Here is a 22,580-nt window from a genome sequence, read left to right on the forward strand (position 1 = left end):
ACGGTTGAGCACTGAAAGCGATGACAGAGGGGCCGGTTGGCCCCTCTGTTGTGTTCGCCTTATTAAAGCGCTGTACTGTTGATCACCTTGTTGTTGCGCTCAGTCACCAGGGCGTTATTTGCCATTGAAAGCCGATTCCGGTTTCCTTCGGAACAAACGGGAGACTGACAATGAATATACTGAAGAAACGCAGCTGGGAGCTTCCGGAACGGGAAGCAACACCGGAGGCCGTTTTCATGAACCGCCGGCAGATCCTTGCCGGCCTTGCCGGGGCTGGTGCGCTGTTGGGTACGGGCCTTGGAATTCGCCCGGCCTTTGCGGAAGAAGACCCGAGCGCGGGCCTTTATCCGGTCAAGCGCAATGAGACCTTTACGCTCGACAGGGACGTGACCCCGGAAGAGTTCACGGCGAAATACAACAATTTTTACGAGTTCGGCACGCACAAGCAGATCTGGCCGGCGGCACAGGAACTCAAGATCCGCCCCTGGACCGTCGTGCTGGATGGCATGATCGACAATCCGCAAGAGATCGGCATCGATGACCTTCTGGCCAAGATGCCTTTGGAAGAGCGGCTCTACCGGCATCGATGCGTCGAAGCGTGGTCGATGGCCGTGCCCTGGTCGGGATTCGCGCTTGCCGAGCTGGTGAAGCTGGCCGGGCCGCAGTCCGGCGCAAAATACCTGCGATTTGAAACCTTCCTCGATCCGTCGGTTGCCAGCGGGCAGAAGCAGAGCTGGTATCCTTGGCCCTATGTCGAGGGCCTGACGCTGGAAGAAGCGACCAATGAACTCGCCTTCATCGCTACCGGCGTTTACGGCAAGCCGCTTGCCAAGCAATATGGTGCACCGATCCGGCTGGTTGTCCCGTGGAAATACGGCTTCAAGTCGATCAAGTCGATCGTGAAGATCTCCTTCACCGACGAGCGTCCGGTCAGCTTCTGGGAGGAGATCCAGTCTTCTGAATATGGCTTCTGGGCGAACGTGAACCCGTCCGTGCCGCATCGCCGCTGGCCGCAGTCTTCCGAGCGGCTGCTTGGAACGGACGAGCGCCGCAACACGCTTCTCTACAACGGCTATGAGGAGCAGGTGGCCGGCCTCTACAAGGACCTGGGCAACGAACGCCTGTTCATGTGAGGTGAAGTGACATTACGTCATGCTGCGTCGCAGCATGGTCTGGGCAAAAAAAGAGCCGGGTCTTAAAAGACCCGGCAGTTTATTTTGATTCACTGAAAACAGTGGAATCACCTTCCAGAGGGGAACAGCTGGTCGGAACATCACTGGGAGGAGGACGTGATGTCCGTCTGACCAACAGTGATGCTTATATGCAGTGCACAAGCTGCGTAAACAAGAGGCAGGGGCGCAGATCTGCTATGCATTTTACGCAGGGCTTGACTGAATGGTCAAAAATTTGACCAAAACCCCTTTAATTACAACAGATTGAATTAGTCGGTTTTTGCCGGTGGCTTCAAAAAAATTTTTAATTTCGAGTGAAAAAATCGATTGTTTCACCGAAATAAATGCAAATGCTCTCCCCGTGTGCAGTAATTTTGATGCCTAAATGTTGAGCTGATTTGGCGAATGAAACCTGAGTCTGTCCAGTCCTATGCTTTCCCAGGGGAATGGGGACAATCGGGCCGCTCGGTTGCCGCGGCGCAGGCCGAGTTCCGAGACGTTTTTAGGGGGAGAGTATTTGCAAAAGCCTCTGTATGGCCGCCCGTGCAGGCAAGCAGGGTTGCGTCCCGGTCAAGCCGGGGCTGGTTGAGCCAATCGCATTCGGGCAGATAGACGACAGGAGGGCGGGGTTAGAAAACCCAGCCTTCTGCATTTGCCAGCAGGAACTCGCGGAACGCGGTAACACGCGCGGTGTTCTTCAGTTCCGAAGGGTAGACAAAATAGGTGTCGAAGGAGGGTACCTTGTCGTCCTGATCGGTCATGACAGGCGCCAGGTTCGACGACTTGTCGATGATGTAGTCCGGCAGAATGGCAATGCCCACGCCGGATTGAACGGCACGCTTGATGGCCACGATGTTGTTGGCCTTCAGGACGGACCTGCGCGGGCTTGTCGCGACGCGCCCGGCTGTTTCCAGCCAGTTCATCGAGCGGAGGTAGGCCGGAGCCTGTTCGCCAAAGGTGATCAGCCGGTGCTTGTCGAGGTCGTCGATCGACACAGGTGTTCCGAACCGTTGGAGGTATTCCGGTGCCGCATAGACATGGAAATGCACTGTAAACAGTTTGCGCTGGATCAGGTCCGGCTGGGTTGGCTGGCGCAAGCGGATGGCCACATCCGCTTCGCGCATGCCAAGGTCCAGTTCGTCGTCGTCGAAGATCAGGTGCAGGTCGACATCAGGATAGAGATCGATGAAGCTTCTGATCCGTGAGGTGAGCCAGGTGGAACCAAGGCCCACCGTGGTTGTCACACGCAGGGCTCCGGATGGCTTTTCCTTGCTGTCCGTCAGGCTCGACTGAACCGCTTCCAGCTTCATCAGAACGTCGTTGGCAGTCCGGTAGAGCAGTTCGCCCTGTTCGGTCAGCAAGAGGCCGCGGGCGTGCCGGTGAAACAGCGGAACGCCCAGATCGTGCTCTAGCGCACTGACCTGCCGGCTGACAGCCGACTGGCTCATATGCAGGGTGTCACCTGCATGCGTGAAACTGCCAGCCTGTGCGGCCGCATGAAAAATGCGCAATTTGTCCCAATCCATGCGTGCCCCTCCGCAGGACAGTCAGGCAGCCTATTCGGCGGCCTGCTTTGTCGACGTCACTTCATGTTCGGCCAGAAACTTCTCGGCTTCAAGGGCTGCCATGCAGCCCATGCCGGCAGCGGTTACTGCCTGCCGATAAATGTCGTCGGTGACATCACCGGCCGCAAAGACGCCCGGGATGGATGTCCTGGTCGAATCCGGGGCAGTTTCCAGGTAGCCGTTGGACTTCAGCGAGAGCTGATCCTTGAAGAGTTCGACCGACGGTGCGTGGCCGATGGCGATGAAGACACCGTCCGTGGAAATTTCCTGGAATTCGCCGGTCGCGGTGTTTTTCAACCGTACGCCGGTAACTGCTTTCGGCATGCCGCCGCCGAGGATCTCGTCGACCTGGTGGTCCCAGATGACGTCGATCTTCGGGTGCTGGAACAGGCGGTCCTGCAGGATCTTTTCCGCCCGCAGGCTGTCACGGCGATGAACCAGCGTCACCTTGGAGGCGAGATTGGCGAGATACAGCGCTTCTTCCACGGCGGTGTTGCCGCCGCCGACAACCACAACTTCCTTGTTGCGGTAGAAGAAGCCGTCACAGGTCGCACAGGCGGAAACGCCGGCGCCCATGTAATCCTGCTCCGAAGACAGGCCAAGCCAGCGGGCCTGCGCGCCGGTGGCGATCACCAGGGCGTCCGCCGTGAACACCGTGCCGCTGTCGGCTTCCAGGCGGAACGGGCGCTGGGACAGGTCAGCCTTCACGATAGTGTCGTAAAGGATCTTGGTGCCGACGTTTTCGGCCTGCTTCTGCATCTGTTCCATCAGCCACGGCCCCATGATGGGATCCGCGAAGCCGGGGTAGTTCTCGACATCGGTGGTAATGGTCAGCTGGCCGCCCGGCTGAATACCGGCCACCAGCGTCGGCTCGATCATGGCGCGGGCAGCATATATGGCAGCCGTGTAGCCGGCCGGGCCGGAGCCGATGATCAGAAGTTTGCTGTGTTCCGTGCTCATGGGCGCACCTTTATCCTGTTTTCATGTCCCGGCGTTTGCGTTGCCAGGTTGGCCCATCGGGGCGTTGTTCCGGGTTTGCCGTGCGGCCGAAAAATCGCTCAAGATGCGTTGAGCGATCACCGGCGTGGCATCTATCGGCTCGTAGGTAGTGGTTTTCAGCGGACCTGGAAAGGGGTGAATGACACCCATGCGTCGCAAAGTCCCCAAAAACCGGGTGATCTTGTCGTGACCGCCGCTCGGCTCGAATACATGGACCGGCTTGCCGGTGGCTGTGGCCTCACCGATCATGTTCGTGGAATCGGCAGTGGCGATGATGGCGTCTGCCTTGGCGAGATAGAGGCCGTAAGGGTTGGGGTCGTCGCCTGTCCAGTAGAGGTGATTTCCCGATTTGGCCAATCCTGCAAGACCATAGGCCAATCCGGCCGGCGTGCGGCGGGAGGCTGTGATCATGAAATGGACATGTGCCTCATGTGCAAGCTCTCGCAGGCCGCTCAAAAGGCGGTTCTGGTCGTCTTCGGAAAACCTGTGGTGCCGGCTGTCCCCGCCGACAAGAACCGCAACACGGGGCCGTGGAAGACCATCTATCTCGGCAACCTGCCGGCTGCGGAGTTCGGCCAGTGTTGCGGCGGAGAACTTGTGTGGGGACGTCGGTGTTACAAGGACGTTCCGTCCGCGCAGCTTGTCATGCTCGGGTACCCAGATGAGATCCGCTGCGTCTGATCCTATGCGCGGGTCTTTCAGGAACACGGTAAAGGTCTTGCCTCCCGAGAGGCGCTTGACCCGGCGCAGATACGGGACCGCCCGGCGGCCGGACGCGATGGCGATATCAGGGTAGGGCGGGGCAATCGGGCTGCCGGGGCGGGTCTCCCGCTCGCGCAGATCGATCGGACCGAAGGGCATCAACCAGGTAAAGGGTGCACGCGGCGCTATGTGGCGTTCTTCAACAGGTGCGCCGAGGGCTTCGGCAACACCGCGGCACTGGGCAACGTCGCCCGCCTTTCCATCGGTGAGGATCCAGAGGGAAGAAGGGGCTTTCTCCGGCGAAAAAGGCATGTTTTGGAGAAGTTCCCCTATCGTAATCTTTCGAAATCGTGCGCAATTTTGTTATAGTCTTGCACAAACGCGCAAAAAATCATAACTCGGCACACAAATAGAGGTTAGCTTGGGATTCCGGTATCGGGCAAGGCGACAGTCTTGCGAAAGACCCGAATGCCCACAGCATGGCGCGTCATGCGAAGCGCGAAGGAGACAGGTTTGAAAGCGCGGCTCGATGCCATTGATTGGCAGATCCTGAAGGAATTGCAGGATGACGGACGGATGACCAATGTGGAATTGGCCCGTCGGGTCGGCATATCCGCTCCTCCCTGCCTGCGCCGGGTGCGCGCGCTGGAGGAAGCCGGGCTCATTCTGGGCTACCGGACCCTGCTTGATGAAAAGCAGCTCGGTTACGACGTGACAGCGTTTGCAATGGTCGGGCTGCACAGCCAGACCGAGGCGGATCTGATTGCCTTCGAACAGACGGTTCAGAACTGGCCGCTGGTGCGCGAAAGCTACATGCTTTCGGGTGAGGTCGACTTCCTGCTGAAATGCGTTTCGCCGGATCTGCAGACCTTCCAGAATTTCATCATTCGCGAATTGACCGCTGCGCCCAACGTCGACAGCGTTCGTACGGCGTTGACAATCCGCCGCACAAAGGATGAGCCTGTCGTTCCAATCGATTGAAGTCCGAACCGGCTGCAAGAAGGAACAAGACGCCATGGCTGTGAAACGTGTCGTTGCCAACATCGCATCGCCGGATACCGGCAAGGCGCAAAGCTTCTACGGCGACGTGCTGGGCATGGACCTGGCGATGGATCACGGCTGGATCGTCACCTTTGCAGGCGAACGGGGGGCGATGGCCCAGGTCAGCATTGCGGCGGAAGGCGGTGCGGGAACGCCCGTGCCCGATTTTTCGGTCGAAGTCGATAACCTTGAAGAAGTGCTGGAAAAAGTGCAGGCAAAAGGCCTCGGCATCGAATACGGCCCGGCAGATGAGCCCTGGGGCGTCAGGCGCTTTTATGTGCGCGACCCTTTTGGCCGCCTGGTGAATATCTTGCAGCACGCGTGAGGCGCTGCCTGCCGATCCGGCAGGCAAGGGCGCCAACAAACTCACGAAGCCAGTTTTTTCACTTTTTTCTGGAGACGCCGGATCAGGGAGATGTCCCTGAGAGCGGCGGTGACCAGTGTAAAGGCGACGGTCACCAGCAGGATGGTCGTCAGTGCCGCAACGGGCAGCATCTGGTCATAGTGGTAGCTGTCGAGCGCCTGGTCGACAGGCTCAATGCCGGAATAGAACCTGCTGCGTATCGTGTCGCTGTAGGTCGTTATGCCAAAGTTGCCATACTTCAGATATTGCAGACCGAAGACGACGAAGAAGACGGCAACAGCCAGAGCGATCAGGTAACCAGCCATCCGCACGGCGAACACGAAGGAGCTTTCGTGGCGTTGCGCGACGAGGCGCTTGAACATCAGGCGTTCGCGTGCCGTGAGCCTGGAAAACAGAAACCAGCGGTATATCCATAACGGCACCGACGCGATCAACAACCATACAGCAATCGCGTTAAAGACCATTGCAAATCCTCCGACACTTTCCGGTTGTCAGCTTAACGGCTGTGTCGTGGACGTCAAAGGGAAAGCTCTGCTTTTGCTGCGACTTAAGGACAGTCGCAGAACGCGCGTACGTTGCCGGGGAGCTGTGCCAGGCAGGTCCGGGTTCAAAGGGAACCCGGACATTGAAACGGCCAGGGGCAATTTTCAGGCCTGCTAAGACCGGGGACGGTCCCTGCAAAGAGAGGCCAGACCGGGAAGGCTCAACACTGAAAGGCTGGGGTCAGACGAAGCGTACGTCCACGATCTCGTAAGACCGGGCACCGCCAGGGGCAGCAACTTCGACACTGTCGCCGATGGACTTGCCAATCAGGGCGCGGGCGATCGGAGAAGAAATAGAGACCTTGTTCTGCTTCACGTCGGATTCGACGTCGCCAACGATCATGTATTTCTTTTCTTCTTCGGTGTCCTCGTCGATGAGGGTGACGGTCGCGCCGAATTTGACAATGTCGCCGGACAGCTTGGACACATCAATGATTTCAGCGCGGGACAGCTTGTCTTCCAGTTCCGAAATACGGCCTTCGTTCAGGCTCTGGGCTTCTTTAGCCGCATGGTATTCCGCATTTTCCGACAGGTCGCCATGCGCGCGTGCTTCAGCAATCGCCTCGACGATGCGCGGGCGCTCTACCGCGGTACGTTCCTTCAGCTCATCCTGGAGCATCTTGTACCCGGCGGAGGTCATCGGAACTTTTTCCATTGGTCTCAGACCTTCAGCTTATTGGGTCCCCCTAATCTCGAGGACCGCGCTTTGACAAAAACAAACCAAGCCGGGAAAGGCGCGCTTTCCCGGCCGGTCACGAGTATAATAGCCTTAGCCGAAGTAGGATTGTAAAGGTCTTACTTCAAGGCTCCCAGCTTTATGGGCGGCAATGCCTTTCGCAGCAGCCACTGATCCTGCAAGGGTCGTGTAATACGGTACCTTGTTCAGAAGAGCCGCCCGGCGCATCGACCGGCTGTCGGAGATGGCCTGTGCGCCTTCGGTCGTGTTGAAGACGAGCTGGACCTCACCGTTCTTGATAGCATCAACGATATGAGGGCGGCCTTCAAGAACCTTGTTGATCTTCTTCACCGCAATCCCCTTGTCCTCGAGGAACTTCTGGGTGCCGCCGGTGGCGATGATCGTGAAGCCGCCGGCTTCCAGGCTGCGGACGGCGTCAAGCACGCCGGCCTTGTCTTCGTCGCGCATGGAAACGAAGACGGTGCCCTTGTCCGGAACCCCTGTGCCGCAGCCGATCTGGGACTTGGCAAAGGCCTTGCCGAAGGCAGTGTCGAGGCCCATGACTTCGCCAGTCGAGCGCATTTCCGGTCCGAGGATCGTGTCGACGCCGGGGAAGCGGGCGAACGGGAAGACAGCTTCCTTGACCGCGATATGGTCGAGTTTCTTCTCGCTGAGGCCGAAGGAAGCCAGGCTTTCTCCCGCCATGATGCGGCTGGCGATCTTGGCGACCGGCGCACCGATCGTCTTGGCGACGAAGGGCACGGTGCGCGATGCGCGCGGGTTGACTTCCAGAACGAAGATCTCGCCGTTCTTGATGGCGTATTGCACGTTCATCAGGCCGCCGACTTCCAGTGCCAGAGCCAATGCCGTGGTCTGGCGCTTGAGTTCTTCAAGCATCTCTTCGCCGAGCGAGAACGGCGGCAGGGAGCAGGCGCTGTCGCCGGAATGGATGCCGGCTTCCTCGATGTGCTCCATGATGCCGCAGACGAACACGTCCTTGCCGTCGCAAAGGGCATCGACATCCACCTCGATCGCGCCGTCGAGATAGCGGTCGAACAGCAGCGGGTTGGTGCCCAGCACAGTGTTGATCTGGCCAGTCTTGTCGTTCGGGTACTTTGCCCGCACTTCCGCCGGGACCAGCTCCGGCAGGGTGCCGAGCAGATAGGAGTTGAGGGCTTCCTCGTCGCGAATGATCTGCATGGCACGGCCACCCAGGACATAGGACGGGCGAACCACCAGAGGCAGGCCGAGCTGACCGGCGATGAGGCGACCCTGTTCGACGGAATAGGCGATGCCGTTTTCCGGCTGCTTCATGTCGAGCTTGATCAGAAGCTTCTGGAACCGGTCACGGTCTTCGGCAAGATCGATCATGTCCGGTGACGTGCCGAGGATCGGCACGTCCGCCTTCACCAGCGCCTGCGCCAGCTTGAGCGGGGTCTGGCCACCGAACTGGACGATGACGCCGTGCAGCGTGCCGTTCTCCTGCTCCTTGCGCATGATCTCCAGCACGTCTTCAGCGGTCAGCGGCTCGAAGTAGAGGCGGTCGGACGTGTCGTAATCGGTAGAGACGGTTTCCGGGTTGCAGTTGACCATGATGGTCTCGTAGCCCGCGTCTTCCAGCGCGAAGGCGGCATGACAGCAGCAATAGTCGAACTCGATACCCTGACCGATCCGGTTCGGGCCGCCACCCAGAATGACCACCTTCTTTCGGTCGGACGGGTTCGCCTCGCACGCGGGCTGCCCCATGAAGGGAGCCTCGTAGGTGGAATACATATAGGCTGTCGGGGATGCGAACTCGGCAGCGCAGGTATCGATGCGCTTGTAGACCGGGTGCACGTCCAGCTGCTTGCGGAGCTTGGCAACGTCCGACGCATCGAGATCGGCAAGGCTTGCTAGGCGCGCGTCGGAAAAGCCCATGGCCTTCAGTTTGCGCAAGTTCGCTGCATCTTTCGGCAGGCCGAGCTTGCGGACCTTCGCTTCCATTTCCAGGATGGCTTCGATCTGTTCCAGGAACCAGGGGTTGATGCCGCTGGCCTCGTAGATTTCCTCGACCGTCATGCCAAGGCGCATGGCCTGGGCGACGTTGAGAAGCCGGGTCGGTGTCGGTGTCGAGACGGCAGCGCGCAGGGCGTTGCGGTCGTCGCCCTGATCAAGGCCCGGGATTTCGGTTTCATCAAAGCCGTTCAGGCCCGTTTCCAGACCACGCAACGCCTTCTGCAGGCTTTCGTTGAAGGTCCGGCCAATGGCCATCACTTCGCCGACCGACTTCATGGCAGTGGTCAGGGTTGCTTCGGAGCCCGGAAATTTTTCGAAGGCGAAACGCGGGATCTTGGTGACCACGTAATCGATGGTCGGTTCGAACGATGCCGGGGTCGCGCCGCCGGTGATGTCGTTCTCCAGTTCGTCCAGCGTGTAGCCGACAGCAAGCTTGGCCGCGATCTTGGCGATCGGGAAGCCGGTTGCCTTGGAGGCCAGGGCGGAAGACCGCGACACGCGCGGGTTCATTTCGATGACGACCAGGCGGCCATTGTCCGGATTGACCGCGAACTGCACGTTCGATCCACCGGTTTCGACGCCGATCTCGCGCAGCACCGCAATCGAGGCGTCGCGCATGATCTGGTATTCCTTGTCGGTCAGCGTCAGGGCCGGCGCGACAGTGATGGAATCACCGGTATGCACGCCCATCGGATCGACGTTCTCGATGGAGCAGATGATGATGCAGTTGTCCGCCGTGTCGCGGACAACTTCCATTTCATATTCCTTCCAGCCGAGCAGGCTCTCGTCGATCAGGACCTGACCGACCGGAGACGCGTCGATGCCGGAGCGGACGATGGTTTCGAATTCTTCCCGGTTATAGGCAACGCCGCCGCCGGTGCCACCCAGGGTGAAGGCGGGACGGATGATCGCCGGCAGGCCGATCTCGTCGATGGCGCGCATGGCTTCAAGATAGCCGGCATTGCGGTCGTAACCGACGATCCGGCCGTTCTCGTCGTGAATTGCCGGGGAGGAGGCAATGGCCGCGCGCGGGTTTTCCAGACCGATGACGTCCATCGCAGCCCGGAACTTTTCGCGGTCTTCAGCCTTTTCGATGACATCGGCGCGGGCGCCGATCATTTCCACGCCGTATTTTTCCAGAACACCCATCTGTTCCAGATCGAGTGCGCAGTTCAGCGCGGTCTGGCCACCCATCGTCGGCAGAAGCGCGTCCGGGCGTTCCTTCTCGATGATCTTGGCCACCAGCTCGGGAGTGATCGGCTCGATGTAGGTCGCGTCAGCCAGGTCCGGGTCGGTCATGATCGTCGCCGGGTTCGAGTTGACCAGGATGATGCGATACCCTTCCTCGCGCAGCGCCTTGCAGGCCTGGGTGCCCGAATAATCGAATTCACATGCCTGACCGATGACAATCGGACCGGCACCAATAATCAGGATGGAAGAGATATCTGTGCGTTTTGGCATCTCGGCTCGCAGCTCGCAGCGGCCTTTCCGGACAGCGGGCTCGCTATTCGGTCTGGCTCGGACATGAGGGTATGACTATGTTGGCTGAGCGCGTCTTATAGGGAAAAGCTGCGCAGGAGGGAACCCCGCCAGGGCGTGAAAGTCGACCTTTTGCGAGCTAAAATCACGACTTTATTCCGGCTTGGCAATTTCGGCGGGTAACGGGATCGTTGTCTGGCCGTCAAAGTCGCCGATCCCTTCCGACAATGCATAGCAGGCAAGGCGGATGGATTTGGGAATTTCAACGGGTCGCCCGTCGCGATTTCCCTTTTCGTAATACTGGATCATGCGCTTCTTCAGGCCCAGACGGTCTGCCGCATCCTTCTGCTTGAGCCCGAGTGCTCGCCGCCAATGGCGGAACTGCTGCGGGGTCATGCCGGGCATGGTGTCTTTGGATTTTGAATCGGCCATTTCGTCTTATTCCAGAATACCTTGGTTGCGGGCATCCCCTTGCGGGTTCGCTCGTCCGGTACTTCTGACAAAAAATAACCTTGCTCATCGCTTGTCAATCGAGAAGTGCACAATGTGCTCTTTTGCGTCGATGGAGGTGGTTGAATTTGATGGTAAAATTGACCGTGTGGACAAAAAATTGATATACTTGTTCGGTGCCGTAACGGTTGGTCAAATAAGTGATAAGCTTAGATTTTTCCTTATCTTTTCATGAGGAGTAAGGCTGAATTGATATTCGCGCATAGCGGGTATTGTTGCGTATGTAGCGTTCTTTTTCGTCTCGCGGATCACGATTCGTGAACTTTTTTGCCTACATAGTATCTAAGGGAAATTCACTAATTGTAATAATCCTCAGGGTTAGGAGTAAGCGAACTAAGTAATTTTCCCTTGGTCGTTGCCGTGAGGTAAAGAAAATTTATTGTGGATTTATATATTCAAGAAAAGTCTAGTTCTTATATTCAGATTATCGATAATTAATATTTGTTCGTGTTTTGGCTAAAGTGCCCCTGAATAAACATTCGTAGTTGCGTGTCCTTTCTCGTAGGTTTTTAGTTTTAGTTTTCGCATAACTGAAACTTCCGTAAAAACTGGGCAATATTCCTAAATTTGGCGTAGATTTTAACTGTCGATCCGGTGTATTAGACTACTGCTTAGTCTCCTATGAGTTTGGCGTTGGGAGCTTCTGAAGCGAAGAGCATTGCGCTTCAAGCTGCGGGGGCTGTAATTGCGGTGCTAGTGGGACCTGATGAACCGGAGGTGGGACCGGCGAGTCGGGAGCGCAGCAAGACCCAGCCAGACTTGGAACAAAAAAGACAAGATCGGGCTTAAAAGTATGAACAATGTAGCAACCAAGATGGTCGTGGTGCCGGATATTGCCGGGCCAGGACAAGAAGTGATGCTTGACGATCGCGCTCTCGCGATCTCGGAAATGTCCGAGCGGTTCGACGTAACCCTCAGGACGCTTCGTTTCTACGAAGAAAAGGGTCTTCTCAATCCGGTTCGCAAGGGCGCACGCCGTTTCTACGGTCCTCGTGACGTTTCGCGGATGCGGGTAATCCTGCAGGCCAAGAAGATCGGCCTCACGCTTGCCGAAATCCGCCGGGTGATCAAGCTGGTGGAAGGCAACGGCAAACGGGAAGACCAGTTCAAGGAACTTCAGGAAATCTGCCTTGCGCAACAGGAAATCTTGGTGGAGCAGAAGCAGATGCTTGACGAGCAGATCGCAGAAGTCGGTCAGATCCTGACGGCATTTGACGAACTGATCGGATAAAGCTTCCGGCATCAGTTATCAAAAAACCCCGGCGTGCACTGCACGCCGGGGTTTTTTATTTGAGACAATGCTGCATTCCGGTGGCGGAGTGGCGTTGGCCGGCTGGTTCGTCGGCCGAACGCTTGTCTACATTTCCCGGGGCCTGAGTAGGTCAGGCTGCCGATTTCGCGCTTTCCATCAGGTCGGTGAACCGCTTGAACAGGTAGTGGCTATCACGCGGGCCGGGGGATGCTTCCGGGTGATACTGGACGGAAAACACGGGTTTGTCCTTCATCGCCAACCCACAGTTGGATCCGTCGAACAGGGACACATGGGTCTGCTGAACGTTGTCCGGCAGACTGTCCGCATCCACCGCGAAACCATGGTTCATCGACGTGATTTCAACCTTGCCGGTGGTATGGTCGAATACCGGATGATTGGCGCCATGGTGTCCCTGGTGCATCTTGAGGGTCTTGCCGCCAAGCGCCAGAGCGAGCATCTGGTGGCCAAGGCAGATACCGAACGTGGGAACGCCAGCATCGACAATCTTTCTGATCATCGGCACCGCGTAGTCGCCCGTTGCGGCCGGATCACCGGGCCCGTTTGACAGGAACACCCCATCGGGCGCTTGCGCCAGGACGTCATCCGCCGTCGCGGTCGCGGGGAGAACCGTGACCTCGCAGCCGGCGTCAGCCAGAAGGCGCAGGATGTTGCGCTTGATGCCGTAGTCGATGGCAACGACCTTGAACTTGCCGGCCTTTGCCTCGCCGTAGCCCTCGTCCCATTTCCAGGTCGTCTGGTGCCACTGGTGCGACTGGGTGGTGGAAGCGTCCTTGGCAAGGTCCATACCCACCAGGCCGGGCCAGTTTCTGGCAGCCGTTTTCAAGGCATCGACATCGAATTTGCCGTCCGGCAAATGCGCGATCACGCCGTTGGGCACGCCTTTTTCACGGATCAGCGCGGTCAGCGCGCGGGTGTCGATGCCGCTGATGCCGATCAGGTTGCGGCTCTTCAGCCACGCATCGAGATGTTTTGCCGCCCTGTAGTTGGCCGGATCGGTGATGGCGGCTGCCAGCACAACGCCGCGGATGCCGCTGTCTGCGGCCATGTTGACCGTCTCGATGTCTTCATCGTTGGTGCCGACATTGCCAATATGCGGAAATGTGAAGGTGATGATCTGACCGGAATAGGATGGGTCGGTCAGGATCTCCTGGTAACCGGTCATTGCCGTATTAAAGCAAATCTCACCAACGGCTTGGCCGGTTGCGCCGAGGCCCTGTCCCTCGATTACACTGCCGTCGGAGAGCACAAGCAAGGCGGTCGCCGGGGTCTCGGACCATGCGTCTGCAGTCGTCATGTCTTGTTTCCAGATCTTGTTGGTGACATCATGCGCTGCAGGAAGGGCGTCTGCGGCGGGCTGGAAAGCCCGCAAAAGGCCGCCTGCATTAAGCGCGGGACTCTATGGGAAGCGGCTTGGATCGTCAATATTGATCCTCTGAAAAAAGATCTTTAAAATTCAATGGCTTGGCTGAGAAAATGGAATGGCGCCCCTGAGCGCCGGGCCTCAGCGCGGCAGGGGTGGGGTGAACCATGCGCGATGTGATGCGCGAAAGAATCAACGCTGCCCTGAAAGCGGCACAGGACGAAGGCGACAAGCGCAGGTGCGCCACGTTGCGTCTGGTGCAGACCGCTGTGAAGGACCGTGAGGCTGCTGCCCGTGAAAACGGCAAGGACGGCGTCAACGAAACCGAAGTGATTGAGATCCTTCAAAAAATGATCCGTCAGCGGGAAACTTCCGCGGAAGAGTTCGAAAGCAGCGGACAGCTCGACCTGGCCGAGCAGGAGCGCGAAGAGCAGGAAATCATCCGTGAATTTCTGCCCGTTCAGCTCAGTGACGAGGAAATGCAGAAGATCTGCGAAGAGACGGTCAAGGATATCGACGCGCATGGTCTGCGTGACATCGGCCGCTGCATGAACGAACTGAAGAGCCGTTATCCCGGGAAAATGGACTTCGTGCAGGCGTCCTGCCTGGTGAAGGACATGTTGCGCGCTGACGGTGGTGAACAGGGCAGCACCGGGACTGGTAAGCAGGACTGAGCCGCTGTTGCAGCCGGTGAGGCTGATGCAAAAATCTTCCAGAAGCCGGGCATGAGGCCCGGCACCACTGGAAACGACCTTCAAGACATTCTATTTTGGCGGACTGACCGGCGGCGCCCGAATGTGCCGATGGCAGGATGCCGTTTTCTGTAATCCGGACCCGTACACTGTTCCATGCGTTTCGAACCGCGCCTACTCGATGAAATTCGTGCCCGTCTGACCTTGTCGGATGTCGTTGGGCGGCGTGTGACCTGGGACAGGCGCAAGACGCAGCCGGGCAAGGGCGACTATTGGGCGTGCTGCCCGTTTCATCAGGAAAAGAGCCCAAGTTTTCACGTCGACGATCGCCGTAACCGCTACAAATGTTTTGGCTGTGGTGCGTCCGGTGATCATTTTACGTTCCTGTGTGAAACCGAAGGGCTGAGCTTTCCGGAGGCTGTCGAACGCCTTGCCGAACAGTCCGGCGTCGGTCTGCCTGCGCCCGATCCCCAGGCGGCCCGGCGCGAGAAGAAGCGGGCCGGGCTTGCTGATATCTGCGAAATGGCGGCGCAGTTCTTTCAGGCCGAGTTCGCGGGCCCACGTGGCGACACCGCCCGTGCCTATACGCAAAAACGCGGCCTGACGCCCGATACGCTGCGCGAATTCCGGTTCGGGTTTGCGCCTGAAAGCCGCGATGCGCTGAAGGGATATCTAGCAGCGCGCGAGATCCCGGAAGCTGCAATCATCGAGGCAGGGCTCATCATCAAGCCGGAAGACGGGCGCCCGTCCTACGACCGGTTCCGCGGACGTTTGATGATCCCGATCCAGGACGACCGCGGCCGGGTGGTCGCCTTTGGCGGGCGAACCCTGTCTCCGGACGGACAGCCGAAATATCTGAACTCGCCGGAAACACCTCTTTTTCACAAGGGTGTCATGCTATTCAACGCCCATCGCGCACGCGAACCCGCCTTCAAAAGCGGCGAGGCAGTGGTGGTGGAGGGCTATCTCGATGCGATCGCCCTCTGGCAGGCGGGCATCCACCATGTGGTCGCGTCCTTAGGCACGGCCTTTACCGAAGACCAGGTGGTGCGGCTCTGGAAATTCGCTCCCGAACCGGTGATCTGCTTTGACGGCGACGCGGCAGGTGTTTCGGCAGCACATCGCGCCATCGACCGGATCTTTCCGGTGCTTAAGAGCGGCTATTCGTTCCAGTTCTGCTTCCTGCCTGACGGCATGGACCCCGATGACCTCATCAAGCAGCGCGGGGTGGCAGGCTTTCATGACGAAGTCGAGCGGGCACAGTCCCTGTTCGATGTGGTCTGGGAGCGGGAGATTTCCGTTTCACGACTCGATACGCCTGAACGCAAGGCGGCACTGGAAAAGCGGTTCGATGATCTGATTGCCACCATTCGCGACGAGCGGGTGCGTCGACGGTATCAGCTCGATCTCAAGTTCAAGCTGTCGAACCTGTTCTTCGAGCAGGCACGCCAGTCCCGGCAGGGAGGCAAGGGCGGCAAGGGCGGTGGCTCCGCCGACGCGGCGTCTCCGCTCGGCACGGCACGCGAACGGGTTGCTGCCAGCCACGATTTCGGCACCGAACGACTGGTGCTCGGTTTGAGCATGCGCTTCCCGCATCTGCTCGACAGGAACTTCGAGCGGTTTTCCAGGTTGCCTTTTGCTAATGACCTCCACAGGCAATTGCGGGACATTCTGTGCCGGATCGTCGACGACCTGGAAGCGACGCCCATTTCCGACCTGACCAGCGCATTCGAGGAACCGCTTCGGGATATCATGGGTGAAATGATGCTCGAAACCATCGGCATGCAGCAGCAACGTGGCGCGGAGTTTTCCGCGCTGATCCATCGCTTCCCGCTTCTGAAATCCAACCCGCCGGAGGATTTCATCGAAGCGGCCTATCTGCACTTTCTCGATGTCCTGGAACTCAATGCGCTGGAAGACGAACTCTCCTCCGAGCTTGCTACCGCGGACGAGCAGCTTGATGAGAATTCCTGGATGCGCATCCAGGCCTTGACGCAGGACCTCAGCCGGAGGCGAGAGGAATGTGCGCGCGATGAAGCCGACCTTGCCGAGCGTGCCAAAAAGATCCGCACGGCACCTCCTGTGGCCGTGGCAGCTCATTGACGGAATGGCTTGCCGGTAGCTTAAACGAGGATGTGTGGACCTTCAGTTGCGGAAAAGGGAACTTTTGGAGCTGCGACCCGTTTTCTGGCGACGAACCGGCATTGGGCCTGAAAATGCCCTCTTTGGTGTGCGCAGGAGCACAAAAATGGCATTTTCCAATTGACCGGTGACGAATCACACTTGCGAATCGCGTGAGCCGAGCTAAATAGAACCTTTGCAGCCCTCAAGCGCCGGAGCTTTCAAGCCTGCTCGCGGCAAAAGTCTTAATATAGCTGCAACCCGAACGAACACCTTTTACGCATCCGTTTCCGGATGCCGACAGAAAAGGCCGTGTGCTGCGTCGATGCTGAAATATGCCAATGTCGAAAAGTGTACGGTTAATTGGGACTTAAGGGACACGGCTTACAAACCTAACCGCAGTGATTCTTTCAGACGCCGCCGCACCACATGCTGGCGCGCTGGGGGTGAATTGGGTTGAAGCCAAACAAAGGGCGCGGCGTGGCCGGACCGGCCGCGAACTGGAGCACGATATGGTAGCCAAAGCGACACAAGCAGACGACACACAGGAGCAGAGCACGGACGGCCCTGACGGCCCTCTGCTGGACCTGTCGGATGCCGCTGTCAAAAAGATGATCAAAGCCGCCAAGAAACGCGGCTATGTCACCTATGATGAACTGAACGAGGTTCTGCCCTCGGAGCAGGTGTCTTCGGAAAAGATCGAAGACACCATGTCCATGCTTTCCGACATGGGCATCAACGTGATCGATTCCGACGAAGCCGAAGAAGGCCCGGAAGAAGTCGATGGCGGCGATCTGGTTGCCGCAAGCACGACGGCACTTGCCAAGAGCACCACGAAAGAGCCCGCCGACCGCACCGACGATCCCGTGCGCATGTATCTGCGCGAGATGGGCTCGGTCGAGCTCCTGTCGCGTGAAGGCGAAATCGCGATTGCCAAGCGCATCGAGGCTGGCCGCGAGGCGATGATTGCGGGTCTTTGCGAAAGCCCGCTGACCTTCCAGGCCATCATCATCTGGCGTGACGAGTTGAACGAAGCCCAGGTTCTTCTGCGTGACATTATCGATCTGGAAGCAACCTATGCCGGCCCTGATGCCAAGGCCGGCCCGGCCGTTGCCAATGACGATGTGGCGCCGGGCGAAGGCAATTCGGAAAACTCCGGCGGTGCGTCTGAAGACACCGAAAACGAAAGCGAAGACGGTGACGGCGAGGATGACGACGACGAGTTCGAATCCAACGTTTCCCTGTCCGCGATGGAAGCCGAGCTGAAGCCGGGCGTCCTGGAAACCTTCGACAACATCGCCGACAACTACAAGAAGCTTCGCCGCCTGCAGGATCAGCTGGTGGAAAACAAGCTGGCCAACAAGACCCTGTCGCCAAGCCAGGAGCGCCGCTACAAGAAGCTGAAAGAAGACATCATCGTTGATGTGAAGAGCCTTTCGCTCAACCAGAACCGTATCGACGCCCTGGTTGCCCAGCTCTATGACATCAACAAGCGCCTGATGGGCTATGAAGGCCGTCTGCTGCGTCTGGCCGACAGCTACAATGTCGACCGCACGGACTTCCTGAAGCAGTATCAGGGTGCCGAGCTCGACCCGAACTGGCTGCGCAAGGTTGCCAATCTTTCCACACGTGGCTGGAAAAACTTCATCGCGAAGGAAAAGGAAACCGTTCGCGAGCTGCGTCAGGACATCCAGACGCTGGCCACCGAAACCGGGCTCGAAATCACCGAATTCCGCCGCATCGTTGCAATGGTGCAGAAGGGCGAGCGCGAGGCACGTATCGCGAAGAAGGAAATGGTCGAGGCGAACCTGCGTCTCGTGATCTCCATCGCGAAGAAATACACCAACCGCGGCCTGCAGTTCCTGGATCTGATCCAGGAAGGCAACATCGGCCTGATGAAGGCGGTGGACAAGTTCGAATACCGGCGCGGCTACAAGTTCTCCACCTATGCGACATGGTGGATCCGGCAGGCGATCACCCGTTCGATCGCCGACCAGGCCCGTACCATCCGTATTCCGGTGCACATGATCGAAACGATCAACAAGATCGTGCGTACGTCGCGCCAGATGCTGCATGAAATCGGACGCGAGCCGACCCCGGAAGAGCTGGCTGAAAAGCTGCAGATGCCGCTGGAGAAGGTTCGCAAGGTTCTGAAGATCGCCAAGGAACCGATCTCGCTCGAAACACCGATTGGTGATGAGGAAGATTCGCATCTGGGCGACTTCATCGAGGACAAGAACGCGGTTCTGCCCATTGATGCGGCCATCCAGTCGAACCTGCGCGAAACGACGACCCGCGTGCTCGCCTCGCTCACTCCGCGTGAGGAACGCGTGCTGCGCATGCGTTTCGGTATCGGCATGAACACCGACCACACTCTGGAAGAAGTCGGGCAGCAGTTCTCGGTTACCCGTGAACGTATCCGCCAGATCGAAGCGAAGGCGCTGCGCAAGCTGAAGCACCCGAGCCGGTCTCGCAAGCTGCGTTCGTTCCTGGACAGCTAAGCTGCCGGGAAGAGCTTGAAACATCAAAGAACCCGGCGGAGACGCCGGGTTTTTTTGAAACTTCGAACCTGAAATCAACCGGCAACTTTGCTTTAAGGGCGCTCTATTGGCCATCACCGCCGACATGGACCGGAACATGGTCGGGATCGAGCCTGCGGACCGGCGGCTTTTCCTGTGGGGGCTTGTGGTCTCCGCCGTGCTGCACGCGCTTGTGGCCTTGATGCTGCTGGAAGGCGTATCCGGCTATACGACCCAGCCCTTGCAGGACGTGGTTGAAGTCGAGCTATTGCCCCCGCCGCCGCAGGAGGAAGAGACGCCACCTGTGGAACTTGAGCAACCTGAACCGGAGCAGCCGGAGCAGGAAGAGGTGGAAACACCCGAACAACCCGAGCCGCCGGAACAGGAGCAGGCCGAGGAAGCCCCGCCGCCACCTCCACCACCGCCAGCGTCCGCTCGCGAAGACCTTGCCGAGACGCCCGAACAACCGCCAGAGCCGTCCGTTCTGCAGGAAGTGACCGAGTTCGGCGAAGAAGACACGGGGCTGCAAGGGGAAGAGGAAACGCCGCCGGCATCCGCGGAAAGCGCGTCCTCGGAGAGTGAGCAGCAGGCGGAAACCGACGCGCAGACGGATGAGGCCCAGGCGGGCGAAACGGACGCCGGCGAAGGCGAAGGTGAGGGCGAAGGTCAGGAGACCGAGGCTGCCGAAACCGAAGCGCCGCAGGAGGATGCTTCGGAAGAAGCGCAGGATACCGCCGCTGAAGACGCCGCTGATGATAGCGCAGCTCTTGAGGAGGCCTCAGACGTTGCCGAAACACCCGAACAGCCGGAGGCCCTGCCAGAGGAGACCGTTGGAACCGGCGCGGAAACGGACACGGCTGAAACCGGAGAGCAGCCCGCCGAAGACTTCGGAATTGTCGGACCGATCGCAACAAACAAGACGCCCGCTCCCAAACCACCGAAACCGGTGGCTTCGCCTCAACGCGACCAGGCAGGAGGAGGGAGGGCATCAGGCGGCTCGGAAGGACCTCCAGCCGGAATGATTGCAGCTCGGGAACTTTATTCCCGCGATATTCTGGATGATCCGCAGGCACGCACGGCCATGCGCGGCATGACCGAGGGCCAGCGGCTGAACCTTTTGTGCATGACCGAGTTGAGAGAGCAGATTGCTTCCGTCAGTTCCTTGCCGCCGGAACTGCTGCCGTCTTTCCGGCCTCGTGGCGGCAACGTTCTGCAGCCGCGTATCGCCGCTTTCCGCAGTCTTGGCCGCTGGTTCGACGTGGCTTTCCGCTGCGAGACGGACAGCGGCGTGACGCGTGTGGAGCGGTTCTCCTTCAAGATCGGCAAGGAGATCCCGCAAAGTCAGTGGCTGGAACGGGGACTGACGGGGTTCTGATCCCGCCAGTTTGACTGACCTCAGGACTGACTCTTGAATTGCAGCGACGCGTTGGCGATTTCGTGCGCACGCATGTTCACCGCCCAATTGTAGAACGAGGTCTTGCGAGAGAGGCCGAGTATGGAACTGATGATCACGTGCGACGGGGTCTTCATCGCCAGCGCGGTGAATTCCAGCGGCTCATCGCTTTCACTCGTGCGGGCACCGACAGTCACTTCGGTGGCTTCGATAAATGGCGGGTCGAGCGTCACCGCTTTCGACGTCGCACCCGCGTCGAAAATGATGTCGGAACCTTCGAACTCCCGTCTGGTCTTGCTCAGTTCCTGAACTAGGTCTACCGGCTGCTGTGCGCTGATCGCCTTCAGTCTGGCGAACCCGAGGATCTCGCCGTTGGAGCCCGTGCGGGCAAAGTCGATGGCCATGCGATCGGCCAGACCGGATTGCGGCTGGTTGACATGCCAGGACGCCGGGAAGAAGAAACCGATGTCCTGGAACGGGGAAAAGTTGCTCCAGTCCTCGATCACGTTCGGCTGCCTGACCTGCTCGGTGCGGAAGGACCTGACGGCCATGTTGACGACGTCCGAAAGGGCAGCAAACTCGCTGGAAGGAACAAAGGCCTGGATCAGGATCAGCGTATTGCCATTCACCGTGACGGTGACGAGGCCGCGCAGTTCGTGGCCTTCGGCCCTGACGAAGCAGCTTGCGCGTGCGCGGCGAGCATCGATCGGTTGCAGGGTGTCGACATGCCAGGACGACAGGGAGCAGTAGTATTCGAGCCAGTGTGCGGCCGAGATCTCGTTGTTGAGGAGAATGCCGATCACCTGAACGGAGATATTCGTCGCCTGGGGAGGTTCGAAAACCGCAATGATGGTGGGGCTGTCCACCGTTAGGGGCTGCTCGTTGACCTGCTTCACCTCCCAGCTTCCGGGAAGCAGAAGTTGGAACGCAAACGGGGCCGGGCTGATTGCGGTCAGTTCGGCGGCGACATAGTCCTCAGTGGTCATTCCGATCATCACCCTTGGGTGTTCTTGCCGGCGGTCTCGAGTGCAAAACCACCTGTCTAATAAACTCCGACAAAGACCTTGAAGCCCGCCATCGGACCAGCCCCTGCCTTGGCTTCCGCAGTCACGCCATAGGCGCCACCGATTTTTCCTGCCTGCGCGCTGGCCCCGGCTGCAGCCCCGACACCGGCTTCTCCGCGACCTCCGATTCGAAGGCCGTGGTCATAGGCACTGTCGAGCGTTCGTTTCGCCGGATCTCCGCTCACCCAGCTCAAAAACGGGCCAAGGGTGTTGTCGTACAGCGTTTTGGGACTGATGTTAATGGTGCCTTCGGCGCTGGCCTGTACCAGAACGAGTTCACCTCCGATTTTGCCTTCCACTCCCGCAAAATCTTCGGATTTTCGGAAGCCGACACCCCCTTCGGCTGAAGCGGACAAGGCTTCGCCTTCCACCTTGCCACCGACAAGCCCGTTAAGCGTCTTGCCTTCGGCCTTTCCGGTGATGGCGGCGACCTTCGCATTTGCATAAGCTCCAGCGGCAAAATCCCCGTTGATATCGCCGGATATGCCGAGCTTTGCCTCCGCGCTCGCCTCGGTCTTGAAATGACCGCCTTCCGATTCCCAGAAGGTCTTTTCCTTGCTGAACAGCTCATACTCGTATTCGGCGCTGATCTCGGCGTCGTCCTTAAGCTGATCCTTCAGCGAACGCTGTTCTTTGTCCGGATTCTCAACGCCTTTCGAGTTGTATTTTTTCTTGTATCTTTCCTTGTACGGCTTCTCGCCCCCTTTCTCCGCGCTGGCGGAGAACTTGTGCGGACTTTTTGCCGGAGGCGCTGCGCCGCCTGCTCCTCCGCCACCGCCTCCACCACCACCGCCTTGCGTTCCGATCAGAACCGTTGGCAGGCCGGTTATGATTGTTCCGGCCTTTGCGGTCAGATCGGTCATTCGCGCAGCAGGGCTGCCTTCGACCAGAACCGTCCACGCACCCGTAATGATGGGGTCACCACCAGCTGGAGGCGGCGGGCCGACGCAAACGCACATGTCGCCAACACGTGCCTGCGGCAGCTTGCCGGTAAGCACGGTATAGGCGCCTTTCCATACGATTGGCGCGGGAACCCCCATGCACATGGGGCAGGTATGCAGGTCGGTGAGACGAGCGGCAGGAAAACCCATAAATGAACCGGTCTTAATAAAA

General features: G+C 58.8%; 18 protein-coding genes. 8 read left to right on the forward strand and 10 right to left on the reverse strand.

Features of this window, described 5'->3' with window-relative positions:
• Positions 1-170 precede the first annotated feature (170 nt).
• On the forward strand, positions 171-1,133 hold the full coding sequence (gene msrP, locus ACP90_RS07960) for a protein-methionine-sulfoxide reductase catalytic subunit MsrP (protein WP_062487788.1): 963 nt from the start codon (positions 171-173) through the stop codon (positions 1,131-1,133).
• Positions 1,134-1,801: 668 nt separating this feature from the next.
• Here the strand turns inward: msrP and ACP90_RS07965 are convergent.
• The 3 genes from ACP90_RS07965 to ACP90_RS07975 are packed head-to-tail and all read right to left on the reverse strand — an operon-like array spanning position 1,802 to position 4,750.
• The gene (locus ACP90_RS07965; protein ID WP_022997966.1) at positions 1,802-2,698 is read right to left on the reverse strand and encodes a LysR family transcriptional regulator; all 897 of its coding nucleotides are present in this window, start codon (positions 2,696-2,698) and stop codon (positions 1,802-1,804) included.
• 30 nt (positions 2,699-2,728) lie between these two features.
• On the reverse strand, positions 2,729-3,697 hold the full coding sequence (gene trxB, locus ACP90_RS07970) for a thioredoxin-disulfide reductase (protein WP_062487790.1): 969 nt from the start codon (positions 3,695-3,697) through the stop codon (positions 2,729-2,731).
• A 21-nt stretch (positions 3,698-3,718) separates the two neighbouring features.
• The gene (locus ACP90_RS07975) at positions 3,719-4,750 is read right to left on the reverse strand and encodes a mitochondrial fission ELM1 family protein (protein ID WP_062487791.1); all 1,032 of its coding nucleotides are present in this window, start codon (positions 4,748-4,750) and stop codon (positions 3,719-3,721) included.
• Positions 4,751-4,951: 201 nt separating this feature from the next.
• On the opposite strand from ACP90_RS07975, the gene ACP90_RS07980 reads away from it, so the two are divergent.
• Both ACP90_RS07980 and ACP90_RS07985 read left to right on the forward strand, forming a co-directional pair.
• Entirely contained in the window at positions 4,952-5,419 is a 468-nt protein-coding gene (locus ACP90_RS07980; RefSeq protein WP_031268195.1) for an Lrp/AsnC family transcriptional regulator, read from the forward strand.
• A gap of 34 nt (positions 5,420-5,453) precedes the next feature.
• Entirely contained in the window at positions 5,454-5,804 is a 351-nt protein-coding gene (locus tag ACP90_RS07985) for a VOC family protein (protein WP_022997962.1), read from the forward strand.
• A gap of 41 nt (positions 5,805-5,845) precedes the next feature.
• Here the strand turns inward: ACP90_RS07985 and ACP90_RS07990 are convergent, their stop codons facing one another.
• The 4 genes from ACP90_RS07990 to ACP90_RS08005 form a co-directional block, all read right to left on the reverse strand.
• Entirely contained in the window at positions 5,846-6,307 is a 462-nt protein-coding gene (locus ACP90_RS07990; RefSeq protein ID WP_022997961.1) for a hypothetical protein, read from the reverse strand.
• 259 nt (positions 6,308-6,566) lie between these two features.
• Positions 6,567-7,040, reverse strand: coding sequence for a transcription elongation factor GreA (greA, locus tag ACP90_RS07995; RefSeq protein WP_062487793.1), 474 nt, complete (start codon positions 7,038-7,040; stop codon positions 6,567-6,569).
• Between the two features lie 114 nt (positions 7,041-7,154).
• On the reverse strand, positions 7,155-10,517 hold the full coding sequence (gene carB, locus ACP90_RS08000; protein WP_062487795.1) for a carbamoyl-phosphate synthase large subunit: 3,363 nt from the start codon (positions 10,515-10,517) through the stop codon (positions 7,155-7,157).
• A gap of 171 nt (positions 10,518-10,688) precedes the next feature.
• The gene (locus tag ACP90_RS08005; RefSeq protein ID WP_022997958.1) at positions 10,689-10,967 is read right to left on the reverse strand and encodes a helix-turn-helix transcriptional regulator; all 279 of its coding nucleotides are present in this window, start codon (positions 10,965-10,967) and stop codon (positions 10,689-10,691) included.
• An 871-nt stretch (positions 10,968-11,838) separates the two neighbouring features.
• Between ACP90_RS08005 and ACP90_RS08010 the strand changes: the two genes are divergently transcribed.
• Positions 11,839-12,276 (forward strand): MerR family transcriptional regulator, encoded by a 438-nt coding sequence (locus ACP90_RS08010; RefSeq protein WP_022997956.1) that lies wholly within the window; start codon positions 11,839-11,841, stop codon positions 12,274-12,276.
• A gap of 151 nt (positions 12,277-12,427) precedes the next feature.
• Here ACP90_RS08010 and carA read toward each other — a convergent pair whose 3' ends face one another.
• Positions 12,428-13,612 (reverse strand): glutamine-hydrolyzing carbamoyl-phosphate synthase small subunit, encoded by a 1,185-nt coding sequence (carA, locus tag ACP90_RS08015; protein WP_062491453.1) that lies wholly within the window; start codon positions 13,610-13,612, stop codon positions 12,428-12,430.
• Positions 13,613-13,857: 245 nt separating this feature from the next.
• Between carA and ACP90_RS08020 the strand changes: the two genes are divergently transcribed.
• The 4 genes from ACP90_RS08020 (at position 13,858) to ACP90_RS08035 (ending at position 20,385) form a co-directional block, all read left to right on the forward strand.
• Entirely contained in the window at positions 13,858-14,352 is a 495-nt protein-coding gene (locus ACP90_RS08020) for a GatB/YqeY domain-containing protein (RefSeq protein ID WP_051990208.1), read from the forward strand.
• Between the two features lie 174 nt (positions 14,353-14,526).
• Complete coding sequence (gene dnaG / locus ACP90_RS08025) at positions 14,527-16,473, forward strand: DNA primase (RefSeq protein ID WP_062487796.1); 1,947 nt, start codon at positions 14,527-14,529, stop codon at positions 16,471-16,473.
• A gap of 530 nt (positions 16,474-17,003) precedes the next feature.
• Complete coding sequence (rpoD, locus tag ACP90_RS08030; RefSeq protein ID WP_031268185.1) at positions 17,004-18,992, forward strand: RNA polymerase sigma factor RpoD; 1,989 nt, start codon at positions 17,004-17,006, stop codon at positions 18,990-18,992.
• 106 nt (positions 18,993-19,098) lie between these two features.
• The gene (locus ACP90_RS08035; RefSeq protein WP_062487798.1) at positions 19,099-20,385 is read left to right on the forward strand and encodes a DUF930 domain-containing protein; all 1,287 of its coding nucleotides are present in this window, start codon (positions 19,099-19,101) and stop codon (positions 20,383-20,385) included.
• Positions 20,386-20,405: 20 nt separating this feature from the next.
• Here the strand turns inward: ACP90_RS08035 and ACP90_RS08040 are convergent, their stop codons facing one another.
• Together ACP90_RS08040 and ACP90_RS27910 are read right to left on the reverse strand one after the other, a co-directional pair.
• Positions 20,406-21,389 carry a hypothetical protein gene (locus ACP90_RS08040; protein ID WP_145915729.1) on the reverse strand — a complete coding sequence of 328 codons (984 nt, stop codon included), beginning with the start codon at positions 21,387-21,389 and terminating at the stop codon, positions 20,406-20,408.
• 56 nt (positions 21,390-21,445) lie between these two features.
• On the reverse strand, positions 21,446-22,558 hold the full coding sequence (locus ACP90_RS27910) for a PAAR domain-containing protein (RefSeq protein WP_082809695.1): 1,113 nt from the start codon (positions 22,556-22,558) through the stop codon (positions 21,446-21,448).
• Positions 22,559-22,580 lie beyond the last annotated feature (22 nt).

Origin of the sequence: Labrenzia sp. CP4 (assembly GCF_001579905.1) — a bacterium.
Classification (GTDB): Bacteria; Pseudomonadota; Alphaproteobacteria; order Rhizobiales; family Stappiaceae; genus Roseibium; species Roseibium algicola.